The sequence below is a fragment of the Burkholderia sp. NRF60-BP8 genome (assembly GCF_001522585.2).
GTDB lineage: Bacteria > Pseudomonadota > Gammaproteobacteria > Burkholderiales > Burkholderiaceae > Burkholderia.
On the sequence record NZ_CP013373.1, the window covers coordinates 621,371 to 641,926 of the forward strand.

The following is a 20,556-nucleotide window of genomic DNA, read 5'->3' on the forward strand; positions in this document are numbered from 1 at the left end:
TTGTTCGTTGACGGGCGGTTCCGTGCGTCGCCGGCTCAATCCTTCGCGTCGTCGATCCGGCGCCGCGTGATCGCTTCCTTCGCGCGGCCGACGCGCTCCATCAGCGCCGGCCCGCGCGACAGCGCGACACCGACCGCGAGAATGTCGCCGATCGCGAGATGCGACATCCGCGACGTCATCGGCGAGAACACGTCCGTTTCCTCGGCAACGTTCGACGCGAGGCTGACCGTCGCGAGCTTCGCGAGCGGCGAGTGGCTCTGCGTGATCGCGACGACTTTCGCGCCGCACGCGAGCGCGGAGCGCGCGGCGTCGACGATGTCGCGCGTGCGGCCGGTGTTCGAGATCGCGACGACGACGTCGTGGGGCCCGAGCAGCGCCGACGACATCGAGAACGTGTGCGGATCCGAATACGCGACGCTCGGCACGCCGAGCCGGAAAAACTTGTGCTGGATGTCCTGCGCGGCAATGCCCGAGCCGCCGGCGCCGTAGAACTCGATGCGCGACGCGTTCGACAGCAGCGCGATCGCGTCGGCGACGCTGCCTGCGGACAGGCTGTTGCGCACTTCGATCAGCGCGCCGATCGTGCGGTCGAACACCTTGCCGATGATGCCGGGCGCCGGTTCGTCGGGCTCGACGTCGCGGTACACCGACGACACGCCCGGCGCCACGCTCTGCGCGAGCCGGATCTTGAATTCGCGAAAGCCGCTGCAGCCGAGCGCCTGGCAGAAGCGCGCGATCGTCGGCTGGCTGACGCCCGCGCGAGTCGACAGCTCGGTCATCGCGAGGTCGAGCACCTCGCGCGGCGCGGCGAGAATGTAGTCGGCGAGCTTGCGCTCGGACGGGCGCAACTCGGCGCGGATCGCTTCAATGCGGGGCAGCATGGGACGGCGGACGGAAATCGGGTTCGGATGAACGAGTGTATCGCAATCGAATTGTAGAAAATCTACATGAAAATGCTAGCCAAGCCGCGACGATTTCGGTGCGGGATCGGTAGGCGGAATTAGGGTTTTCACTGATTAAACCCTTGCTGGTGGCGGAAATGGCGGTTGCGAGTGAATTGATTGGCATTGCATGCTTGTAGTTTTTCTACTAGACTGCCTTCGTTCGATCGACGAAGCTCGACCGTCCCCACGATTCCAACCGCCGGTGTCGGCCGGCATACAGGAGCGCCCAGCATGACGTCGCTGCACCCCACTCTGGCGAAGGTCACCGAACGCGTGATCGCCCGCAGCCAATCGACCCGTTCCGCCTATCTGCAGCGCATCGACGGCGCGCAAGGCAAGTTCCCGGCGCGCGGCGCGCTGTCGTGCGCGAACCTCGCGCACGGCTTCGCGGGCCTCGAGGGCAACGACAAGTTCGCGATCAAGGCGATCCGCGAACCGAACATCGGCATCGTGTCCTCGTACAACGAGATGCTGTCCGCGCACGCGCCGTACAAGGATTTCCCCGAAATCATCAAGGCCGCCGCGCGCGAAAACGGCGGGGTCGCGCAGTTCGCCGGCGGCGTGCCGGCGATGTGCGACGGCGTCACGCAGGGAAACCCGGGGATGGAGCTGTCGCTGTTCTCGCGCGAGGCGATCGCGATGGGCACGGCGATCGCGCTCACGCACAACATGTTCGATGCGGCGCTCTGCCTCGGCATCTGCGACAAGATCGTGCCGGGCCTGCTGATCGGCGCGCTGCAGTTCGGCCACCTGCCGACGATCTTCGTGCCGGCCGGCCCGATGACGAGCGGCCTGTCGAACGACGACAAGGCGAAGATCCGCCAGCAGTTCGCGACCGGCCAGGTCGGCCGCGACGCGCTGCTCGAAGCCGAATCGGCCGCGTATCACGGCCACGGCACCTGCACGTTCTACGGCACCGCGAACAGCAACCAGATGCTGATGGAGCTGATGGGGCTGCACCTGCCGGGCTCGGCCTTCGTTCACCCGCATACGCCGCTGCGCACCGCGCTGACGGCCGAGGCCGCGCGCCGCGTGCTCGACCTGACCGTCGAGCGCGGCCACTACACGCCGATCGGCCACGTGATCGACGAAAAGGCGATCGTCAACGGGATCGTCGCGCTGCTCGCGACGGGCGGCTCGACCAACCACACGCTGCACCTCGTCGCGATCGCGCGCGCGGCCGGCATCCTGATCGACTGGAACGACTTCGACGAGCTGTCGGCCGTCGTGCCGCTGCTCGCGAAGATCTACCCGAACGGCAAGGCCGACGTGAACCACTTCCATGCGGCGGGCGGCGTCGCGTTCCTGGTACGCAACCTGCTCGAAGGCGGGCTGCTGCACGAGGACGTGACGACGGTTGCGGGCAAGGGCCTGTCGCACTACACGAAGGAGCCGAAGCTGATCGACGGCAAGCTGACGTGGGTCGACGGCGCGGCCGAGAGCCACGACACGAAGGTGCTGCGCGGCATTCGCGACCCGTTCCAGCCGGACGGCGGCCTGCGCCTGATGCAGGGCCGGCTCGGCCGCGGCGTGATCAAGATCTCGGCGGTCGCGCCGGAGCACCGCAAGGTGACGGCGCCCGCGATCGTGTTCGACTCGCAGGAGGCCGTGCAGAAAGCGTTCGATCGCGGCGAACTGAAGCGCGATTTCGTCGCGGTGGTGCGCTTCCAGGGTGCGCGCGCGAACGGCATGCCCGAGCTGCACCGTTTGACGCCGCTGCTCGGCGTGCTGCAGGATCAGGGCTTCCATGTCGCGCTGGTGACGGACGGGCGCATGTCGGGTGCGTCGGGCAAGGTGCCGGCGGTGATCCACGTGTCGCCGGAAGCGCTGCTGGCCGGCCCGATCGGCAAGGTGAAGACGGGCGATACGCTCGTGATCGACGCGGAAGCCGGCGTGCTCGACATCGAGATCGACGACGCCGAGTGGCACGCGCGCCCGGTCGCGCAGCCGCAGCACCAGGCCGAGAACGAAGTCGGGTTCGGGCGCGAACTGTTCGGCGTGTTCCGCGCGGCCGCGGCGCCGGCCGAGCAGGGCGCATCGGTTTTCGGGGCGCTGGTCGGCGAAACGGCCGTCAGCGTCGCCGCATGAATTTCAAGGAGCCAATTCAATGAAGACGATTGCTGAAATCGTGAAGCTGGGCCCGGTCATTCCGGTGCTCGCATTCGACTCGGTCGAGCAGGGCGAAAACGTGTCGCGGGCATTGCACGCGGGCGGCGTGAAGGTGCTCGAGATCACGCTGCGCACGCCGGCGGGCCTGGAGGCGATCCAGCGCGCGAGCCAGCTCGCGGACGACATCGTCGTCGGCGTCGGCACGATCACGAAACCCGAGCATTGCGCGCAGGCGAAGCGCGCGGGCGCGACATTCGGCGTATCGCCGGGTCTGACGAAGGAACTGCATCTCGCGTCGCTCGACGCGGGCCTGCCGCTGCTGCCGGGCGTGATGACGCCGAGCGACATCATCCAGGCGCTCGAATTCGGCTACGAGATCGTGAAGTTCTTCCCCGCGCAGCAGGCGGGCGGCGTGCCGATGCTGCAGGCGTTCCACGGCCCGTTCCCGGCGCTGAAGTTCTGTCCGACCGGCGGCATCACGGTCGACACCGCGCCGAACTTCCTGAAGCTGCCGAACGTCGTGTGCGTCGGCGGCTCGTGGCTCACGCCGAAGGCCGCGCTCGCCGCGCAGGATTGGGCCGAAGTCACGCGTCTCGCGCAAGCGGCGAGCCAGTTGCCCCGTTAAGACTTGTACCGGATGACCGTTCAACCCTCGGAGACGAGCGCTTAGTGCTTGTTTTACCGAGGGTTTTTGCTGATGGAACCGGTTCTATCCGCGGATCGCAAAGATAAGTAAAATTCAGCGTCCTGACGGGGGGGTACCTCCGTGTTTCGGAGACCTGCATAGCCGGGCATACTCGCAACGACTCGCCCGGTTCGAACAATTCTAGGAGGAGTGCCACATGGGGGCCGTCCAAGGCAGCATGCTGCTCGTATTCACGCTGATCGCGATTGCCGCGCTGATCCTGATGATCGCGCGCTACAAGATCTACCCGTTCCTGGTGCTGATCATCGTTTCGCTCGGCCTCGGCCTCGTCGTCGGCATGCCGATGGACAAGATCGTCAAGTCGTTCGAAACGGGCACCGGCGGCACGCTCGGTCACATTGCGATCGTCGTCGGCCTCGGCACGATGCTCGGCAAGATGATGGCCGAATCGGGCGGCGCCGAACGGATCGCGACCACGCTGATCGACTGGTTCGGTGAAAAGAACATCCACTGGGCGATGATGTTCGTCGCGATCATCGTCGGCCTGCCGGTGTTCTTCGAAGTCGGCTTCGTGCTGCTGATCCCGATCGCGTTCAACGTCGCGAAGCGCACCGGCAAGTCGCTGCTCGTCGTCGGCCTGCCGATGGTGGCCGGCCTGTCGGTCGTGCACGGGCTGATCCCGCCGCACCCGGCCGCGCTGCTGGCCGTCCAGCAATACGGCGCCGATATCGGCAAGACGATCGCATTCGGCCTGGTCGTCGGCGTGCCGACCGCGATCATCGCGGGTCCGCTGTTCGCGCTGACGATCTCGAAGTTCGTGAAGTTGCCGGACAACAACCCGCTCGCATCGCAATTCGTCGATTCGAACGCGGATGGCCGCAAGCGCGAACTGCCGAGCTTCGGCATCACGCTGTTCACGATCCTGCTGCCCGTCGTGCTGATGCTCGTCGGCAGCTGGGCCGACCTGGTGTTCGCGCCGAAGTCGCTGCCGAACAACCTGCTGCGCTTTGCCGGCAACTCGGACGTCGCGCTGCTGATCGCCGTGCTCGTGAGCTTCTTCACGTTCGGCAAGCTGCAGGGCTTCAACCGCGATCAGATCCAGAAGTTCTGCGGCGAGTGCCTGGCGCCGATCGCCGGCATCACGCTGATCGTCGGCGCGGGCGGCGGCTTCGGCGGCGTCCTGCGCGACAGCGGGATCTCGCAGCAGATCGTCGAGACCGCGAAGCATGCGCACCTGTCGCCGCTGCTGCTCGGCTGGTTCGTCGCGGCGCTGATGCGTCTCGCGACGGGTTCGGCGACGGTCGCGATGACGACGGCCTGCGGCATCGTCGCGCCGATCGCGGCGGCGGCCGGCACGACGGTCAGCCCGGAGCTGCTGGTGCTCGCGACCGGCTCGGGCTCGCTGATCTTCTCGCACGTGAACGACGGCGGTTTCTGGCTGATCAAGGAATACTTCGGGATGACGGTCGGTCAGACGTTCAAGACCTGGTCGCTGCTTGAAACCATCATCTCGGTGCTCGGTCTCAGCTTCACGTTGCTGCTGAGCATGGTTCTGTAACAAGGGGTAGTCAATGATTCTGATCGCAATGGGCGTGTCGGGCGCGGGCAAGTCGCTGATCGGCGAAATGCTGGCGGAACGCCTGTCGTGCAGCTATACCGATGGCGACGCGTTTCACAGCGCGGCGAACAAGGAAAAGATGCACCACGGTATTCCGCTGACCGATGAAGACCGCTGGCCGTGGCTGCGCACGATTCGCGCGGCCATCGAGGACAAGCAGCGCGCCGGCGAGACGGCCGTGTTCACGTGCTCGTCGCTGAAGCGCTCGTACCGCGACGTGCTGCGCGGCGCCGATACCGACGTGCGGTTCGTGTATCTGAAGGGCTCGTTCGAGGTGTTGCAAGAGCGCCTGAAGAGCCGCACCGGCCATTTCTTCGATCCGTCGCTGCTGAAAAGCCAGCTCGACACGCTCGAGGAGCCGGGCCCGGACGAAGCGATCGAGGTCAGCATCGACCTGACGCCCGAACAGATCGTCGACGAAGTGATCGTGAAACTCGGCCTCGCGCAGCAGCACTGAGCGCGGTTCGCGGCAATCGTATTGCAGCAATGACGCAGGCGCCCCGACGGGCGCCTGCGTCGTTTACGGACGTGTGGGCGCTCGGGCCGTGCGTGCGCGCTGCGCGATCCCGGCATCGACCATCACGAGATTCCGCCCGGCCCGCAACTGTCGCCGATCGCGATCCCCGCCGCGAAGGCGGCGACGAGCGTGATGAGCGTGATGAGCGCGCCGAACCGCGGGCGGACGACCGCGTTCCGACCGGCGAAAAAAGAAAAAGCCCGATGCGAATCGCTTCGCATCGGGCTTTTTTCCGTCCGGCGACGGCGGTGCTTACGCGATCCGCTTCGCGAGTTCGACGGCCTTGCCGATGTACGACGCCGGCGTCATCGCGAGCAGGCGATCCTTCGCGTCCTGCGGGATCGCGAGCGTGCCGACGAATTCCTGCAGCGCTTCGCGCGTGATGCCCTTGCCGCGCGTCAGTTCCTTCAACTGCTCGTACGGGTTCTCGATGCCGTAGCGGCGCATCACCGTCTGCACCGGCTCGGCGAGCACTTCCCAGCAGTTGTCGAGATCTTCGTTCAGGCGCTGCGGGTTCACTTCGAGCTTGTCGAGGCCGCGGATCAGCGAATCGTACGCGAGCAGCGAATAGCCGAGCGCGACGCCCATGTTGCGCAGCACCGTCGAGTCGGTCAGGTCGCGCTGCCAGCGCGACACCGGCAGCTTGTCGGCGAGGTGGCGCAGCGTCGCGTTCGCGAGGCCGAGGTTGCCTTCCGAGTTCTCGAAGTCGATCGGGTTGACCTTGTGCGGCATCGTCGACGAGCCGATCTCGCCGGCCTTCGTCTTCTGCTTGAAGTAGCCGACCGAGATGTAGCCCCACACGTCGCGATCGAGGTCGAGCAGGATCGTGTTCGCGCGCGCGACCGCGTCGAACAGTTCGGCCATGTAGTCGTGCGGCTCGATCTGGATCGTGTACGGGTTGAACGTGAGCTTCAGGCGGTTCTCGATCACGTCGCGCGAGAACGCTTCCCAGTCGAATTCCGGATACGCGGACAGGTGCGCGTTGAAGTTGCCGACCGCGCCGTTCATCTTGCCGAGGATCTCGACCTTCTCGATGCGCGCGATCGCGCGGGCGAGGCGCGCGGCGACGTTCGCGAGTTCCTTGCCGAGCGTCGTCGGGCTGGCCGGCTGGCCGTGCGTGCGCGACAGCATCGGCTGTTCGGCGTGTGCGTGCGCGAGTGCGACGAGGCGCTGGTGGACCGTGCGCAGCGCCGGCAGGATCACGTGCTCGCGTGCGCCGGCGAGCATCATCCCGTGCGACGTGTTGTTGATGTCCTCGGACGTGCACGCGAAGTGGATGAATTCGCTCGCCTTCTCGAGTTCGGCCTGGCCCTTCACCGATTCCTTCAGCCAGTATTCGACGGCCTTCACGTCGTGGTTCGTCACGCGCTCGATTTCCTTGATGCGCGCGGCGTCGTGCGCGGTGAAGCGCTCGGCGAGCTGCAGCAGGAACTGCTCGGACGCTTCCGAGAAGCGCGGGACTTCCGCGAAGCCGGCGCGCGACAGCGCGATCAGCCAGTGCACCTCGACGGTGACGCGGTGGCGCATGAACGCGGCTTCGGAGAGCCAGTCGCGCAGCGCTTCGGTCTTGCTGGCGTAGCGGCCGTCGATGGGCGAGAGCGCGGTGAGGGCGAAAAGCGTATCGGGACGAGTGTCGGACATGATCGGGCGGGCCTTGGGGCCGGGTCGAGCGAGGGGAGGGAATCCGGCATTTTACCATTGGCGCGGGACGATCCCGGCCGAACCGGTCCGGTCGCGGGCGCCACGGGCCGGCAAGGCTCGGGCAGCGCGCGAACGGCCTGCCGGCCGGCGCCCGCGCCGGCTCGTCGGGCCGCCAGGCAAGCCGCCGGCCGGGCCTGCCCGCCGGTAGAATGCAGGCTTCTTCCCGACCGCCGCCCGCCGCGCCCGCCTGCATGGAACTGAAATGGCTCGAAGACTTCATCTCGCTCGCGGAAACGCGCAGCTTCAGCCGGTCCGCCGAGCTGCGGCACGTGTCGCAACCGGCGTTCTCGCGGCGCATCCAGGCGCTCGAGGCATGGCTCGCGACCGAGCTGATCGATCGTTCGGTCTATCCGACCCGGCTCACGCAGGCCGGGCAGATCTTCTACGAGCAGGCGCTGACGATGCTGTCCCAGGCGCACGAGGCCAGGACGCTGCTGCGCGGCCACGTCGGCGCACCGGTGCCGACGATCGAATTCGCGGTGCCGCACACGCTGTCGCTCACGTATTTCCCGCGCTGGCTCGAGCGGATCGAGGCGAAGATGGGGCAGGTCCACACGCGGCTGCGCGCGCTGAACGTGCACGACGCGGTGCTGTCGCTCGTCGAGGGCGGCTGCGATCTCGTGATGGGCTACCACCACCCGAGCCATCCGGTCGCGCTCGACCCGGCTCGCTACGACATGCTGATTCTCGGCAGCGAGCCGATCAGCCCGTTCTCCGCGCCCGGCCGCGCGGGCCGGCCGCGCCATACGCTGCCGGGCGCGGCCGACGCGCGCGTGCCGTATCTGTCGTATACGCCGAACGCGTATCTCGGCCGGATGACCGAAGTCATCATCGCGAACGCGCCGACGCGGCTGTTCCTCGATCGCGTGTACGAAACCGACATGGCCGAAGGGCTGAAGGCGATGGCGCTCGCGGGCCACGGCGTCGCGTTCCTGCCGCACAGCGCGGTCGACGATGCGGTCGCGGGCGGCCGGCTGATCCGGCTCGACCGCTCGGCGCGCGGCGCCGGCGCGCATCCGTTCACGTTGACGATGGAGATCCGGCTGTACTGCGACAAGCTCGCGCTGCAGGGTGACGATCCGCGGCAGAAGCTCGTGCGCGCGCTGTGGGACGTCGTGCGCGACGAGCTGCGCGAGACCGCCGGCGGCACCGCCGGCTAACCGCCGACGGCTGATCCGGCCGAGCGATCCGGCCGGCTGACGGCGGCCTTGCGGCGCCTGTCGGACGGCTGTCCGCCGGCCGGCTCGCGCGTCGGCAACGCGGTTTTTCACGAACGCGATGCCCGGCCGATCGCGGCCGTTCTTGCGCAAATCGACCGCGATTTTGCGAAAAATCGCGATCATGCAAGAAACGCATAATCGAATAAACAAACGGCATTGGATAAAAAAAACGGGTTTTTCGACAATGTGCGCAATCCGTTGAACGTTGGAGCTTCCATGTCTTCGCAACAGCAGTCCATCCCGTCCTACCTGCACGCCGACGATCTCGGCCCGTGGGGCAACTACCTTCAGCAGGTCGATCGCGTCGCGCCGTACCTCGGTTCGCTGTCGCGCTGGCTCGAAACGCTGAAGCGTCCGAAGCGCATCCTGGTCGTCGACGTGCCCATCGAGCTCGACAACGGTACCGTCGCGCACTTCGAGGGCTATCGCGTGCAGCACAACGTGTCGCGCGGCCCGGGCAAGGGCGGCGTGCGCTACCACCAGGACGTGACGCTGTCGGAAGTGATGGCGCTGTCGGCATGGATGTCGGTGAAGAACGCGGCCGTGAACGTGCCGTACGGCGGCGCGAAGGGCGGCATCCGCGTCGACCCGCGCAAGCTGTCGCGCGGCGAGCTCGAGCGCGTGACGCGTCGCTACACCAGCGAAATCGGCATCATCATCGGCCCGAACACCGACATTCCGGCGCCGGACGTCAACACCAACGAACAGGTGATGGCGTGGATGATGGATACCTTCTCGATGAACCAGGGCCAGACGTCGACCGGCGTCGTGACCGGCAAGCCGATCGCGCTCGGCGGTTCGCTCGGCCGCAAGGAAGCGACGGGCCGTGGCGTGTTCGTCGTCGGCTGCGAAGCGGCGAAGAAGAAGGGCCTCGAGATCGAAGGCGCGCGCATCGCGGTGCAGGGCTTCGGCAACGTCGGCGGCATCGCGGCGAAGCTGTTCCAGGAAGCGGGCGCGAAGGTGATCGCGGTGCAGGATCACACGGGCACGATCTACCAGCCGGCCGGCCTCGATTCGAACAAGCTGCTCGACCACGTCGCCCGCACGGGCGGTGTCGCGGGCTTCGAAGGCGCCGAGCCGATGCCGAACGACGAATTCTGGACCGTCGAAACCGACATCCTGATCCCGGCGGCCCTGGAAAACCAGATCACCGAGAAGAACGCATCGAAGATCCGCACGAAGATCGTCGTCGAAGGCGCGAACGGCCCGACGACGACGGCGGCCGACGACATCCTGAGCGCGAACGGCGTGCTCGTGATCCCCGACGTGATCGCGAACGCAGGCGGCGTGACCGTGTCGTACTTCGAGTGGGTGCAGGATTTCTCGAGCTTCTTCTGGACGGAAGACGAGATCAACCACCGTCTCGAGCGCGTGATGCGCGAAGCGTTCGCCGGCGTGTGGGCGGTCGCGGAAGAGCACAAGGTGACGGTGCGTACGGCGGCGTTCATCGTCGCGTGCAAGCGCATCCTGATGGCGCGCGAAATGCGCGGCCTGTACCCCTGATCGGTTCGACTACGATCGACGCATGACGCAATCCTCGCGATTGCGTGCATGAACCCTCGCGGGCGGTGCCGAATCCGGCGCCGCCCGCGTGCGCATTCAGGCGCCGGACGAGCGCCGGAAGCCGGGAGGACGGCTTCGCACGGGGCGATTCGTAGTGCGGTAAACAACCAGTACTTTCAAAAATATTACTTTGATACACTGGCGCGGGTTTTAGCCAAGGAGATGACCAAAATGAAATACCACAAGGCAGTCCTGATGGTGGCGGCGCTTTGCGCGTTCGCAAGCGGCGCGCATGCTCAGGAGACGGGCACGCTGAAGAAGATCAAGGACACGGGCGTGATCGCGCTGGGCCACCGCGAATCGTCGATTCCGTTCTCTTACTATGACCAGAGCCAGCAGGTGGTCGGCTATTCGCGCGACTTCCAGATGAAGGTCGTGGAGGCGGTGAAGAAGAAGCTGAACCTGCCGAACCTGCAGGTGAAGAACATCCCCGTCACGTCGCAGAACCGTATTCCGCTGGTGCAGAACGGCACGGTCGACATCGAGTGCGGCTCGACGACCAACAACGCCGAGCGTCAGCAGCAGGCTGCATTCTCGAACACGATCTTCGTGATCGGCACGCGCCTGATGACGAAGAAGGATTCCGGCGTCAAGGATTTCGCCGACCTGAAGGGCAAGACGGTCGTGACGACTGCCGGCACGACGTCGGAGCGCCTGCTGCGCAAGATGAACAACGACAAGCAGCTCGGCATGAACATCATCAGCGCGAAGGACCACGGCGATTCGTTCAACACGCTGGAATCGGGCCGCGCGGTCGCGTTCATGATGGATGACGCACTGCTCGCGGGCGAGCGCGCGAAGGCGAAGCAGCCGGGCGAATGGGTGATCGTCGGCACGCCGCAATCGGAAGAGGCTTACGGCTGCATGATGCGCAAGGGCGATGCCGACTTCAAGAAGGTCGTCGACGACGCGATCTCGCAAGTCGAGAAGTCGGGCGAAGCCGCGAAGATCTACGCGAAATGGTTCGAGAACCCGATCCCGCCGAAGAACCTGAACCTGAACTTCCCGCTGTCCGAGTCGATGAAGAAGCTGTACGCGAACCCGAACGACAAGGCGCTCGACTGATCACACTGCCGTTGATGCAGAAATGACGCTCATGAGACGGAAGAGGCCACGCTTCTTCCGTTTCTTTTTGCTGGAGTCTTGCCCATGTCTTACCACTGGAACTGGGGCATCTTCCTGAGCCCCGTGTCGACCGGCGAGCCGACGACTTATTTCGGATGGCTGATGTCCGGCTTCTGGGTGACGATCGAAGTGTCGCTCGTCGCCTGGGTCATCGCGCTGATCGTCGGATCGCTGTTCGGCGTGCTGCGCACCGTGCCGAACAAATGGCTGTCGGCGATCGGCACCGTGTACGTGTTGATCTTCCGGAACATTCCGCTGATCGTGCAGTTCTTCATCTGGTATCTCGTGATACCCGAATTGCTGCCCGCGTCGATCGGCACCTGGATCAAGCAGTTGCCGCCGGGCACGCAGTTCTTTACCGCGTCGATCGTCTGTCTCGGCCTGTTCACGGGCGCGCGCGTGTGCGAACAGGTGCGCTCGGGGATCAACGCGCTGCCGAAGGGTCAGCGCGCGGCCGGCCTCGCGATGGGCTTCACGCAATGGCAGACGTATCGCTACGTGCTGCTGCCCGTCGCGTACCGGATCATCGTGCCGCCGCTCACGTCGGAATTCCTGAACATCTTCAAGAACTCCGCCGTCGCGTCGACGATCGGCTTGCTCGATCTGTCCGCGCAGGCGCGCCAGCTCGTCGACTACACCGCGCAGACCTACGAGTCGTTCATCGCGGTCACGCTCGCTTACGTGCTGATCAACCTCGTCGTGATGGCGTTCATGCGCTGGATCGAAGGCCGTACGCGGCTGCCCGGCTATATCGGAGGCAAGTGATGCATCAGTTCGACTGGAGTAGTATTCCCGGCGCGCTGCCGACGCTGTGGTCGGGGGCGGTCGTCACGTTCAAGATCACGCTGATCGCGATCGTGGTCGGGATCGTCTGGGGCACGCTGCTGGCGCTGCTGCGGCTGTCCGGCGTGAAGCCGCTCGCGTGGTTCGCGAAGGCGTACGTGACGGTGTTCCGCTCGATCCCGCTCGTGATGGTGCTGCTGTGGTTCTTCCTGATCGTGCCGCAGGTGCTGCAGGGCGTGCTCGGTCTGTCGCCGACGATCGACATCCGCCTCGCGTCGGCCATGGTCGCGTTCTCGTTGTTCGAAGCCGCGTATTATTCCGAGATCATCCGCGCCGGCATCCAGGCGGTGCCGCGCGGGCAGGTGAATGCCGCGTTCGCGCTCGGCATGAACTACGCGCAGGCGATGCGCCTCGTGATCCTGCCGCAGGCGTTCCGCGCGATGGTGCCGCTGCTGCTCACGCAGGCGATCGTGCTGTTCCAGGATACGTCGCTCGTGTACGTGATCAGTCTCGCGGACTTCTTCCGCACGGCCGCCAACATCGGCGATCGCGACGGCACGACCGTCGAGATGGTCCTGTTCGCCGGCGCATGCTATTTCGTGATTTGCTCGTTGGCGTCTGCTCTCGTCAAGGGTCTCCAGAAAAAGGTCACAAGATGATTTCCATCAAGAACGTTTCGAAGTGGTACGGCCAGTTTCAGGTCCTCACCGAATGCACAACCGAGGTCAAGAAAGGCGAAGTGGTCGTCGTATGCGGCCCGTCGGGCTCGGGTAAATCTACGCTGATCAAGACCGTGAACGGCCTGGAGCCGTTCCAGCAGGGCGAGATTCTCGTGAACGGCCAGTCGGTCGGCGACAAGAAGACGAACCTGTCGAAGCTGCGCTCGAAGGTCGGGATGGTGTTCCAGCATTTCGAGCTGTTCCCGCACCTGTCGATCACCGAGAACCTGACGCTCGCGCAGATCAAGGTGCTCGGCCGCGGCAAGGACGAAGCGACCGAGAAGGGGATGAAGCTGCTCGATCGCGTCGGCCTGAAGGCGCATGCGCACAAGTTCCCGGGCCAGTTGTCGGGCGGCCAGCAGCAGCGTGTCGCGATCGCGCGCGCGCTGTCGATGGACCCGATCGCGATGCTGTTCGACGAGCCGACGTCCGCTCTCGATCCGGAGATGATCAACGAAGTGCTCGACGTGATGGTCGAACTCGCGCAGGAAGGGATGACGATGATGGTCGTCACGCACGAGATGGGCTTCGCGAAGAAGGTCGCGCATCGCGTGATCTTCATGGACAAGGGCGCGATCGTCGAGGACGACCGCAAGGACGATTTCTTCTCGAATCCGAAATCGGACCGCGCGAAGGACTTCCTCGCGAAGATCCTGCACTGAGCGTTCGCGCGTCTTGCGCGCACCCACGCGAAAACCGCCCGGCATGCCGCCGGGCGGTTTTTTTTCGTCCGCCGCCGGGCGTTACCAGCTGTACCGGTAGCCGACCTGCCCGACGATCCCGCGCCGGTAATCGCCGCCGATGTTGCGCGCGATCTTCGCATTCGCGTACAGCTCGCCCGACTTGCCGAAGCCGGCGGTCACGCCGACGCCGAGCTCGTACCACGTGCGCCCGAGATGCGTCGCGAACGGCGTGCCGCCGACGACGGTCTGCCCCGGCGACAGGAAGTCGTGCAGCACGTCGGCCGTGAAGTACGGCGTCGCGGCGCCGCCGCCCGCGTCCGACTGGAGATTCGGCCGGAAGAAGCGCACGCCGACGCGGCCGCGCAGCGCATGCGTCGTCGTGCCCGAGACGGCCGACACGTTGTCGTTGAACCCGTTCAGCTTCAGGTACTGGTACATCAACTGCGCCTGCGGCTCGACCGCGATCGGCAACGTGCCGAGCGCGAACGGCTTGCCGACTTCCTGCGACAGCGCGACGCCGAAGCCGTTCTGCGACGCTTCGTTGCCGTAGCTGTCGCGATAGCGGTTGCCGTAGTGCGTGACCTGTCCGACGCTGTCGAAGTAGGTGCCGTCAGGCAGATAGCGCGTCCAGTAGCCGCCCACGCTCTGCGCGTGCATCTCGACCGAGCCCGTCGATGTCGACAGGTTCGGCGAGCCGGCGCGCGCCATGTCGCTGAAGCTTGCATTCGCCACGCCGATGCTGGCCGTCACGCCCGCATGCGTGCTGCCGGCGCCGTTCGGCGCCTGATCGACGGTCCAGTCCTTGCCGAACTGCGCGAAGAACGTGCGTTCGTCGGCCGAGAAGCGGCCCGCGTTCGCATCGAGACTCTGGCCGCCGATACGCCCCCACACGCCGTCGCGATTGCCGGGCTGCTGCTTCTCGACGTTGTAGATGTCGCCGACGCGCTCGTGCAGCCGGCCGAGCGTCGAGAAGCCGTAGTCGACGTTCAGCAGCGGTGTCATCGCGTAGCCGGAGACGCCCGGGCGATACGCGAGCGCGCCGCCGTTGCCGTTGCCATTTCCGTCGTTGCCGCCGTCGCCGCCGCCGGACGGGTGGATCGGGTCGCCGGGGTCGGTCGGGTCGAGCTGCGAACGCAGGTACCAGCCGTTCGCGTCGCTTTGCCCGCCGCGATAGAGCCGGTACTCGTATGCGCCGGCCTGTACCGGGCCCGCGAGATGGAACGCCGACGCGGCGGTCGTGCCGCCGTTGGCCGTGACGACGACCGGAATCCCGTCGCCGGTCGTCTGCGCGCCCGTGCCGGCCGTATTGGCGATCTTCAGGCCGGTCGTGCCGGTCGCCGTGCCGCCGTTCACGATCAGGCGGTCGGTCGGCGACGCGTCGGCGCCGAGATACGTGTTCAGCGCGATCGTGCCGCCGTTGCCGACGTAGCCGCCGGTCGTCAGCGTCTTGTAGCTGCCGGTCAGCGTCGGCGAGCCGGTCGGCGCGGCGAATGCGACGAGGCCCGCGTTGCTCAGGCGGCTCACGACCGAGCTGCCCGTCATGCGCCACGTGCTCGTGCCGTCGACGGTCAGCGCGACCGGGTCGATCTTCCCGGTCAGCGTCGTGCCGTTCGCGAGGAACACGTTGCCGGTGCTCGACGCGTCGGAAACGATGTCGCCCGCGAGGTTCACCGCCGATGCGTCGAACGTCACGTTGCTGCCGTTCGCGAGGTTCAGCAGCGTGCCGTTGCCGGCCGTCACGACCGTGCCGTTGCGCACCGCGATGTCGGCCGTGCCGCCGCGCGCGGCGAAGGCCGGCCCGGTGGCGGCCGTCACGCTGCCGCCGTCGACGAGTACCGAGCTGGTCGCGCCGTTCGCGAGCGTGTCCGACGTCAGCACGCCGGCCGTCGCGCCCGCGAGCGTCGTGCCGGTCAACGCGAGCACGCCGCCGCTGTTCGCGGTTGCGCCGTTGCCGGCCGCGCTGGCGAGCGACGATCCCGCATCGGCGACGCGGCCGCCGTTTTGCACGACGACGGCATCGGCCGCGCTCCCCGATGTCGAGACTTTCGCGCCCGACAGCAGGGCCGTCGCGCCGGCGTCCATGACGATCGCATGGGCGTTCGAGCCGGTCGTCGCGACGGTCGTTCCATTGGCCGTGAGCATCGAATCGGCCCCCGACACGGACAGGCCGCGCGCATCGGCGCCCGCCGTGCGGACGACCGTGGCCGCATCGGTCGCGATGCGCGCGCCCGCGCCGGTCGACGTCAGGCCGGCGGCGCCATTGCCGGTCGTGGCGACCTGCGTGCCGGACAGCGCGATCGTTGCATTCGCACCGAGGTTGCGGATCCCGCTGCCCGCGCCGCCGACCGCGATCGACGTCGCGCCGGCCGCGATACCGCCACCCGTGACGGTCGCGTCGATCAGCACGCCGTCGGCGCTGCCGTTCGCGATGACGGCGCCGGCGCCCGACAGCGCGACGGACGCGCCGGCCCCCGTCAGGCGTACGCCCGCGATACCGTCGTCGGCTTCGATCGAGCCCGCATTCGCAAGCGTGGCCGACGCACCCTGCACGAGCGCGCCCGTGCCGTTGGCGACCCGGATCGTCGATGCGTTGTTCACCGTGCCGAGCGTGCCGGCCACGACGCCCGTCGAGCCGGCGCCGGTCAGCGACACCGTGCTGCGGTTCTCGAGCGTGCCGAGGTTTTGCGCGACGAAACCCGTCACGCCGGCGGTCGACGACGTGACGGCGGCATCGTTGATCAGCGTCGTCGCGACCGGTGCGCCGGCATTCGCGCCGGCGAGATCGTGCGCCTGGCCGTCGACGACGCCCGCGGTCGCGCCGGCCGCGTTCAGGTTGATCGTCGCGCCCGCGTCGATCGTACCTTTCGCGCCGCCTTCGACCGCGATCGCGATGCCGTTCGCGCCGTTGACGTTATAGACCGCGTTGCCGGTCGACAGCGTGGTGCCGGCATCGGTCGCGAGCACGCCGCGCGCCCGCTGGCCGTTGACGTCGGTCGTCAGCGCGCCGGCCGTCGACGCGCTCGTGTAGGCCGCGCCGCCCGCGACGCGGAACAGCGTCGAATCGTCGGTGTCGACGCTCAGGTGCTGCGCGGCGACGTTGATTTTCGAGCCTGCACCGTATGCATAGAAGCCGATCTGGTCGGTGCCGGACGTGAAGGCCGGCACGGCGTTCGCCCCGACGTCGATCGTCGCGCCCGAACGCGCATGCACGCCGATCGCGCCGGTGCCGGTCAGGTTCAGCGCCCCGTCGATCGTGGCCTTCGCGAGCGGCCCTTCGGCCCACACGCCGTAGTTGCGCGTGCCCGACGCGGGATCGAGACCGCCGGCGACGTCGATCGTGCCGGTCGACGTCGCGGCCGTCGCGTTCGTGCCGGTGCCGACGACCATGATGCCGATGCCGTTCACGCCATTCAGCGTGATCGTGCCCGTGTTGGTCACGGCCGCCGCGGTATCGGCGGCGAGCATGCCGACGTTGGCGAGCGGCGTGCCGGGCGCGGCGCCGTCGACGACGATCGCGCCCGCGTTGGTCAGTGCGCCGGAGGTGGAGCCGATGCTCGCCAGCGCGGCGCCGTTCTGCGTTTGCGTGCCGATCACGATCGTGCCGAGGTTGCTCGCGGTGCCCGACGCGCCGAGCAGGATGCCGTACGCGTGCGCGGACAGCGCGACGTCGTTCGCGGCCTCGGGCGAGGCGGCGTCGTATTGCGCGGCGCGGCCGAGATAGATCGTGCCGCCGGCTTCGTTCGTGAAGCTGCCACCGGCGACGAGGCCGCCGATCACCTGGCTGTCGAGCGTCGTCGCGTTGACGCCGACGTTGATCGTGCCGGCGTTCGACGCGCGTGCGCCGTCCGTGACGGCGACCGCGTAGTTCTGCAGGTCGGGGCGCGTGCTGTTGAAGGTCCAGGCGCCGACGTTCATCACGCCGTTGTTGACGAAGGTCGTGCCGGCGCCGTTCGCGTAGATGCCGCTGCCCTCGGTGTATGCGTTGAGGCTGAAGTTGTAGGGCGGCGCGGCGCCGCCCGTGTCGAAGTTGTCGCCGGCGGCGTAGCCGGACGAAATCACGCCGTTGTTCACGCCGCTCGCGCCGGTCAGCAGGCGCACGAGCGTGAAGTCGCCCGACAGCCGTCCGTCGTTGACGAAGTGCGCACCGTTTTCGGCGAGGACCGCCGAGCTCGAGTCGATCGTGTTGGTGCCGCGAAAGTCGATCTGGCCGTCCTTGCCGATGTGCAGCGTCGCGTTTGCGCCGGTGCCGTGCATCACCGTCAGGTAATCCATCGGCAGCGTGTTCTTGTCGCCCGGCGACACGTTGTTCGCATACTCGAACGATTGCGTGGAGAACGTGACGGCCTGGCTGAACGCTTGATCGTAGGCGGCCTGCGAGCCGAGTGCGCCGCTCTGGACCGAGCGCACGAGAAAGGTGTTGTACGCGGCGAGCGACGCGGCGTCGGTGACCGTCCAGGCGCTGCCGTCGAACGCCGTGAAGGTGCCCGCGTACGTCGGCACGTCGAGTAGCACGTGGCTGACGGGGCCGCCGCTCGCGAGATAGTCGCCGGTGCCGAGCCAGACCTGGTTGCGCGAGTTCCAGTTGACGACGCTTTGCGCCGTGCCCGTGCCGTCCGCGACGAACAGGTCGGTCTGCTTGGGCGCCATCGTGATCGCGTTGCCGGCCGCCGTCGGCGCGCCCGCCGGAGCGCCGATCGACACGTCGAGCGTGCCGCCGGAGCGATCGACGGTGCCGATCCGCGTGTTCACGTACTGGTCGCCGTTCACGTCGTGATAGACCGGCACGTTGATCGAGCCGGCGCTCGATGCCACGAACGCACCCGAATCATAGGTCGCGACCGACGTATGGCTGCCGGTGATCGAGTCGGGCGTGCTGACGCTGCGCGTCTTGCCGCCGATCGACAGCAGCGGCTGGTCGGGGTTGCCCGATACGACGGACGTGCTGCCGAGCGGCGTCAGCGTGTAGCCCATGTCGCCGGTCGCGCCGGTCCAGGCGCCCGTCAGGCCGACCCGGTCGCCGCCCGACACGGTCGTGGCGCCGGCCAGGTTGTCGTTGACCGTCGGGCTGAAGCTGTCGAGCGTGCAGGTGCCCCCGTTCGCGATGGCGGCGCCGCTGCCGCACGTCGAAGCGTGCGCGGCGCCGGCCGACAGCGCCGCCAGTGCAGCGCCGAGCGCCGCGACGCGCAGCGGCGACCGGCGCGCCGTTGCGTGCGCGGTGCGGCGACTCGAACCCGACGCGCCGCCCGAGCGCTTGCCGCGCGCCCGGGCCGTTTCCGCAACCGCGACCCAGCAGCCGGCGGCTTCGCTCCATATCGATCGAAATGAGTGATTCACGGCATACCCCTCTTTCTTCTTTTTGACGTGGCATTCGCCGCCATTCGGCGAATTCGCAATCCGCGGTGGGGAAACGATCCGAAGGGGCGTGCGGCGGCTATGGCTGCGTGTCGCGCCAATCGTGTTTCGTTACACCGAGGATGGGCGGAGTCTACCGATTCGGGTGGCCGTCGATTATCGAGAAATGGGAAACTGTAATGATGCGAACCGTAATGCGTGGTATTTTCGATTTGTGTGGTTGATCGAACCGAAGGCCATGGCGGTGGCGGGTTTGGGGGATTTTTTTCAAAATCCGGAAGGACTGTCGGAGTAGGTGGGATAACGCACGGTTTCGATGGGCAGGTTGCGCTAAAATACGGGCCCGGAATTTTATTTTTGATTGACGGTTGTTTTGTTTGTCTCGTCTTTTATTTATTTTCGTTTGTAAATTAATAAAATCAAGCAAATGTTGCGTGACGTCGATCGGTTGCGCCGGGTGGTCGTCAAAATGAAACCATATTGGCCGGAGCGGGGCGATTTGCGCCGATGACGGGCGTCGTCGGACGCGTCGCGTGAAGCTCGCGCAGCAGGCAGTGCGCAGGAAGCGGCCGCGGCCGCGCTTCAGAAATCGATCGCGTCGTCGGAATCGCCGTCGGCCGCGGCGGCGAGCGCTTCGCGAACCGCCGTGCGCGGCGCGGACGCCGATGCGTCGAGCGACGGGTTGCGCAGTTTCTCGAGCACGCGCTCGGGCACCGGAATCCGCATCCGCGCGGCGACGTCGCCGCACTGGAACATGATCAGCTCGCCCGGCTCGAATGCGGTCCAGACTTCGTTGTCGGTGAGCGGCTGCGTCGCGATCACCGCGACGCGATCCTCCGGCGTCGTGTATTTCGCGAAGTCGATCGACAGGTCTTCGTCGACGAGATGCGCGGTCGAGAACGGCCAGCGCCGCACGAGGTAGTGCAGCCGCGTCGAGCAGTGCGCGAAGAGCGCCTGGCCGTTCGACATCAGGAAGTTGAACACGCCGTGATCGGTGATGCCGCGCGTCAGCTCGCCGACCCGCTCGAACAGTTCGGGCAGCGGCGGCTGCGCGCCGGGAAAGGCCTCGCGCAGCCCCTGCATCAGCACGCAGAACGCCTGCTCGCTGTCGGTCGTGCCGACCGGATGGTAGACGCTGCCGTCCATGTCCGGCGCGTAGTCCTGCAGGTCGCCGTTATGCGCGAAGATCCAGTGCCGGCCCCACAGCTCGCGCATGAACGGATGGCTGTTCTCGAGCAGGATGTGCCCTTGCGTCGCCTTGCGGATATGCGCGATCGTGTTCTTGGACTTGATCGGGTAGCGCTTCACCATTTCGGCGATCGGCGACGTGGCCGATGCCTGGTGATCGATGAAGAGACGGCAGGCCTTGTCTTCGAAGAACGCGATGCCCCAGCCGTCGGCATGGTGATCGGTGAGCCCGCCCCGGGCCGCGAAACCTGTGAAGGAGAATGTGACGTCCGTCGGCGCGGCGCAGTTCATTCCAAGGAGTTGGCACATTTTACGTGGGGCGGCAGGCTGAAGCGGGGGTAACGAACCGGGCGAACCCCGGTACAATGCGGTTTCTAGCATATCACCG

Annotated in this window: 14 protein-coding genes; 10 read left to right on the forward strand and 4 right to left on the reverse strand. The window is 66.6% G+C overall.

The genetic code is table 11. From position 1 onward, the window contains the following. Window positions 1-35: 35 nt before the first annotated feature. Window positions 36-881, reverse strand: a complete 846-nt coding sequence (locus WS54_RS16065; protein ID WP_034206404.1) for a MurR/RpiR family transcriptional regulator — start codon at window positions 879-881, stop codon at window positions 36-38. Window positions 882-1,175: 294 nt separating this feature from the next. Here WS54_RS16065 and edd point away from each other — a divergent pair, with 294 nt between their 5' ends. From edd to WS54_RS16090, 4 genes are all read left to right on the forward strand, one after another. Continuing rightward, window positions 1,176-3,032: a phosphogluconate dehydratase gene (gene edd, locus WS54_RS16070; protein ID WP_059779189.1), complete on the forward strand. Its 1,857-nt coding sequence runs from the start codon at window positions 1,176-1,178 to the stop codon at window positions 3,030-3,032. A gap of 19 nt (window positions 3,033-3,051) precedes the next feature. Further along, window positions 3,052-3,678, forward strand: a complete 627-nt coding sequence (gene eda, locus WS54_RS16075) for a bifunctional 4-hydroxy-2-oxoglutarate aldolase/2-dehydro-3-deoxy-phosphogluconate aldolase (protein ID WP_059500978.1) — start codon at window positions 3,052-3,054, stop codon at window positions 3,676-3,678. Between the two features lie 217 nt (window positions 3,679-3,895). Next, window positions 3,896-5,257, forward strand: coding sequence for a GntP family permease (locus tag WS54_RS16085; RefSeq protein WP_059779191.1), 1,362 nt, complete (start codon window positions 3,896-3,898; stop codon window positions 5,255-5,257). Window positions 5,258-5,270: 13 nt separating this feature from the next. Next, entirely contained in the window at window positions 5,271-5,774 is a 504-nt protein-coding gene (locus WS54_RS16090; protein WP_034206408.1) for a gluconokinase, read from the forward strand. Between the two features lie 312 nt (window positions 5,775-6,086). Here WS54_RS16090 and purB read toward each other — a convergent pair whose 3' ends face one another. Continuing rightward, window positions 6,087-7,475 (reverse strand): adenylosuccinate lyase, encoded by a 1,389-nt coding sequence (gene purB / locus WS54_RS16095; RefSeq protein ID WP_059500983.1) that lies wholly within the window; start codon window positions 7,473-7,475, stop codon window positions 6,087-6,089. Window positions 7,476-7,726: 251 nt separating this feature from the next. Here purB and WS54_RS16100 point away from each other — a divergent pair, with 251 nt between their 5' ends. From WS54_RS16100 to WS54_RS16130, 6 genes are all read left to right on the forward strand, one after another. After that, complete coding sequence (locus WS54_RS16100) at window positions 7,727-8,695, forward strand: LysR substrate-binding domain-containing protein (RefSeq protein ID WP_059779193.1); 969 nt, start codon at window positions 7,727-7,729, stop codon at window positions 8,693-8,695. A 276-nt stretch (window positions 8,696-8,971) separates the two neighbouring features. Continuing rightward, entirely contained in the window at window positions 8,972-10,258 is a 1,287-nt protein-coding gene (locus WS54_RS16110; protein ID WP_034206412.1) for a Glu/Leu/Phe/Val family dehydrogenase, read from the forward strand. Window positions 10,259-10,489: 231 nt separating this feature from the next. Further along, the gene (locus WS54_RS16115; RefSeq protein WP_034206413.1) at window positions 10,490-11,383 is read left to right on the forward strand and encodes a glutamate/aspartate ABC transporter substrate-binding protein; all 894 of its coding nucleotides are present in this window, start codon (window positions 10,490-10,492) and stop codon (window positions 11,381-11,383) included. Window positions 11,384-11,467: 84 nt separating this feature from the next. Then, entirely contained in the window at window positions 11,468-12,208 is a 741-nt protein-coding gene (locus tag WS54_RS16120) for an amino acid ABC transporter permease (RefSeq protein ID WP_059779195.1), read from the forward strand. After that, on the forward strand, window positions 12,208-12,885 hold the full coding sequence (gene gltK / locus WS54_RS16125; RefSeq protein ID WP_006483854.1) for a glutamate/aspartate ABC transporter permease GltK: 678 nt from the start codon (window positions 12,208-12,210) through the stop codon (window positions 12,883-12,885). The genes WS54_RS16120 and gltK overlap by 1 nt, the downstream gene beginning before the upstream one ends. Then, window positions 12,882-13,607 (forward strand): amino acid ABC transporter ATP-binding protein, encoded by a 726-nt coding sequence (locus tag WS54_RS16130; RefSeq protein ID WP_034206415.1) that lies wholly within the window; start codon window positions 12,882-12,884, stop codon window positions 13,605-13,607. Before gltK ends, WS54_RS16130 begins: the two co-directional genes overlap by 4 nt. A gap of 81 nt (window positions 13,608-13,688) precedes the next feature. Here WS54_RS16130 and WS54_RS16135 read toward each other — a convergent pair whose 3' ends face one another. Together WS54_RS16135 and WS54_RS16140 are read right to left on the reverse strand one after the other, a co-directional pair. Continuing rightward, complete coding sequence (locus WS54_RS16135) at window positions 13,689-18,962, reverse strand: autotransporter outer membrane beta-barrel domain-containing protein (RefSeq protein ID WP_059779198.1); 5,274 nt, start codon at window positions 18,960-18,962, stop codon at window positions 13,689-13,691. Window positions 18,963-19,562: 600 nt separating this feature from the next. Further along, entirely contained in the window at window positions 19,563-20,477 is a 915-nt protein-coding gene (locus tag WS54_RS16140) for a class II glutamine amidotransferase (protein ID WP_034206417.1), read from the reverse strand. Window positions 20,478-20,556: the final 79 nt, after the last annotated feature.

What these genes read in the sequence shown, in the direction of transcription:
- WS54_RS16065 (WP_034206404.1), bottom strand. Translation starts at nt 881, where the DNA reads ATGCTGCCCCGCATTGAAGCGATCCGCGCCGAGTTGCGCCCGTCCGAG.
- edd (WP_059779189.1), top strand. Translation starts at nt 1,176, where the DNA reads ATGACGTCGCTGCACCCCACTCTGGCGAAGGTCACCGAACGCGTGATC.
- eda (WP_059500978.1), top strand. Translation starts at nt 3,052, where the DNA reads ATGAAGACGATTGCTGAAATCGTGAAGCTGGGCCCGGTCATTCCGGTG.
- WS54_RS16085 (WP_059779191.1), top strand. Translation starts at nt 3,896, where the DNA reads ATGGGGGCCGTCCAAGGCAGCATGCTGCTCGTATTCACGCTGATCGCG.
- WS54_RS16090 (WP_034206408.1), top strand. Translation starts at nt 5,271, where the DNA reads ATGATTCTGATCGCAATGGGCGTGTCGGGCGCGGGCAAGTCGCTGATC.
- purB (WP_059500983.1), bottom strand. Translation starts at nt 7,475, where the DNA reads ATGTCCGACACTCGTCCCGATACGCTTTTCGCCCTCACCGCGCTCTCG.
- WS54_RS16100 (WP_059779193.1), top strand. Translation starts at nt 7,727, where the DNA reads ATGGAACTGAAATGGCTCGAAGACTTCATCTCGCTCGCGGAAACGCGC.
- WS54_RS16110 (WP_034206412.1), top strand. Translation starts at nt 8,972, where the DNA reads ATGTCTTCGCAACAGCAGTCCATCCCGTCCTACCTGCACGCCGACGAT.
- WS54_RS16115 (WP_034206413.1), top strand. Translation starts at nt 10,490, where the DNA reads ATGAAATACCACAAGGCAGTCCTGATGGTGGCGGCGCTTTGCGCGTTC.
- WS54_RS16120 (WP_059779195.1), top strand. Translation starts at nt 11,468, where the DNA reads ATGTCTTACCACTGGAACTGGGGCATCTTCCTGAGCCCCGTGTCGACC.
- gltK (WP_006483854.1), top strand. Translation starts at nt 12,208, where the DNA reads ATGCATCAGTTCGACTGGAGTAGTATTCCCGGCGCGCTGCCGACGCTG.
- WS54_RS16130 (WP_034206415.1), top strand. Translation starts at nt 12,882, where the DNA reads ATGATTTCCATCAAGAACGTTTCGAAGTGGTACGGCCAGTTTCAGGTC.
- WS54_RS16140 (WP_034206417.1), bottom strand. Translation starts at nt 20,477, where the DNA reads ATGTGCCAACTCCTTGGAATGAACTGCGCCGCGCCGACGGACGTCACA.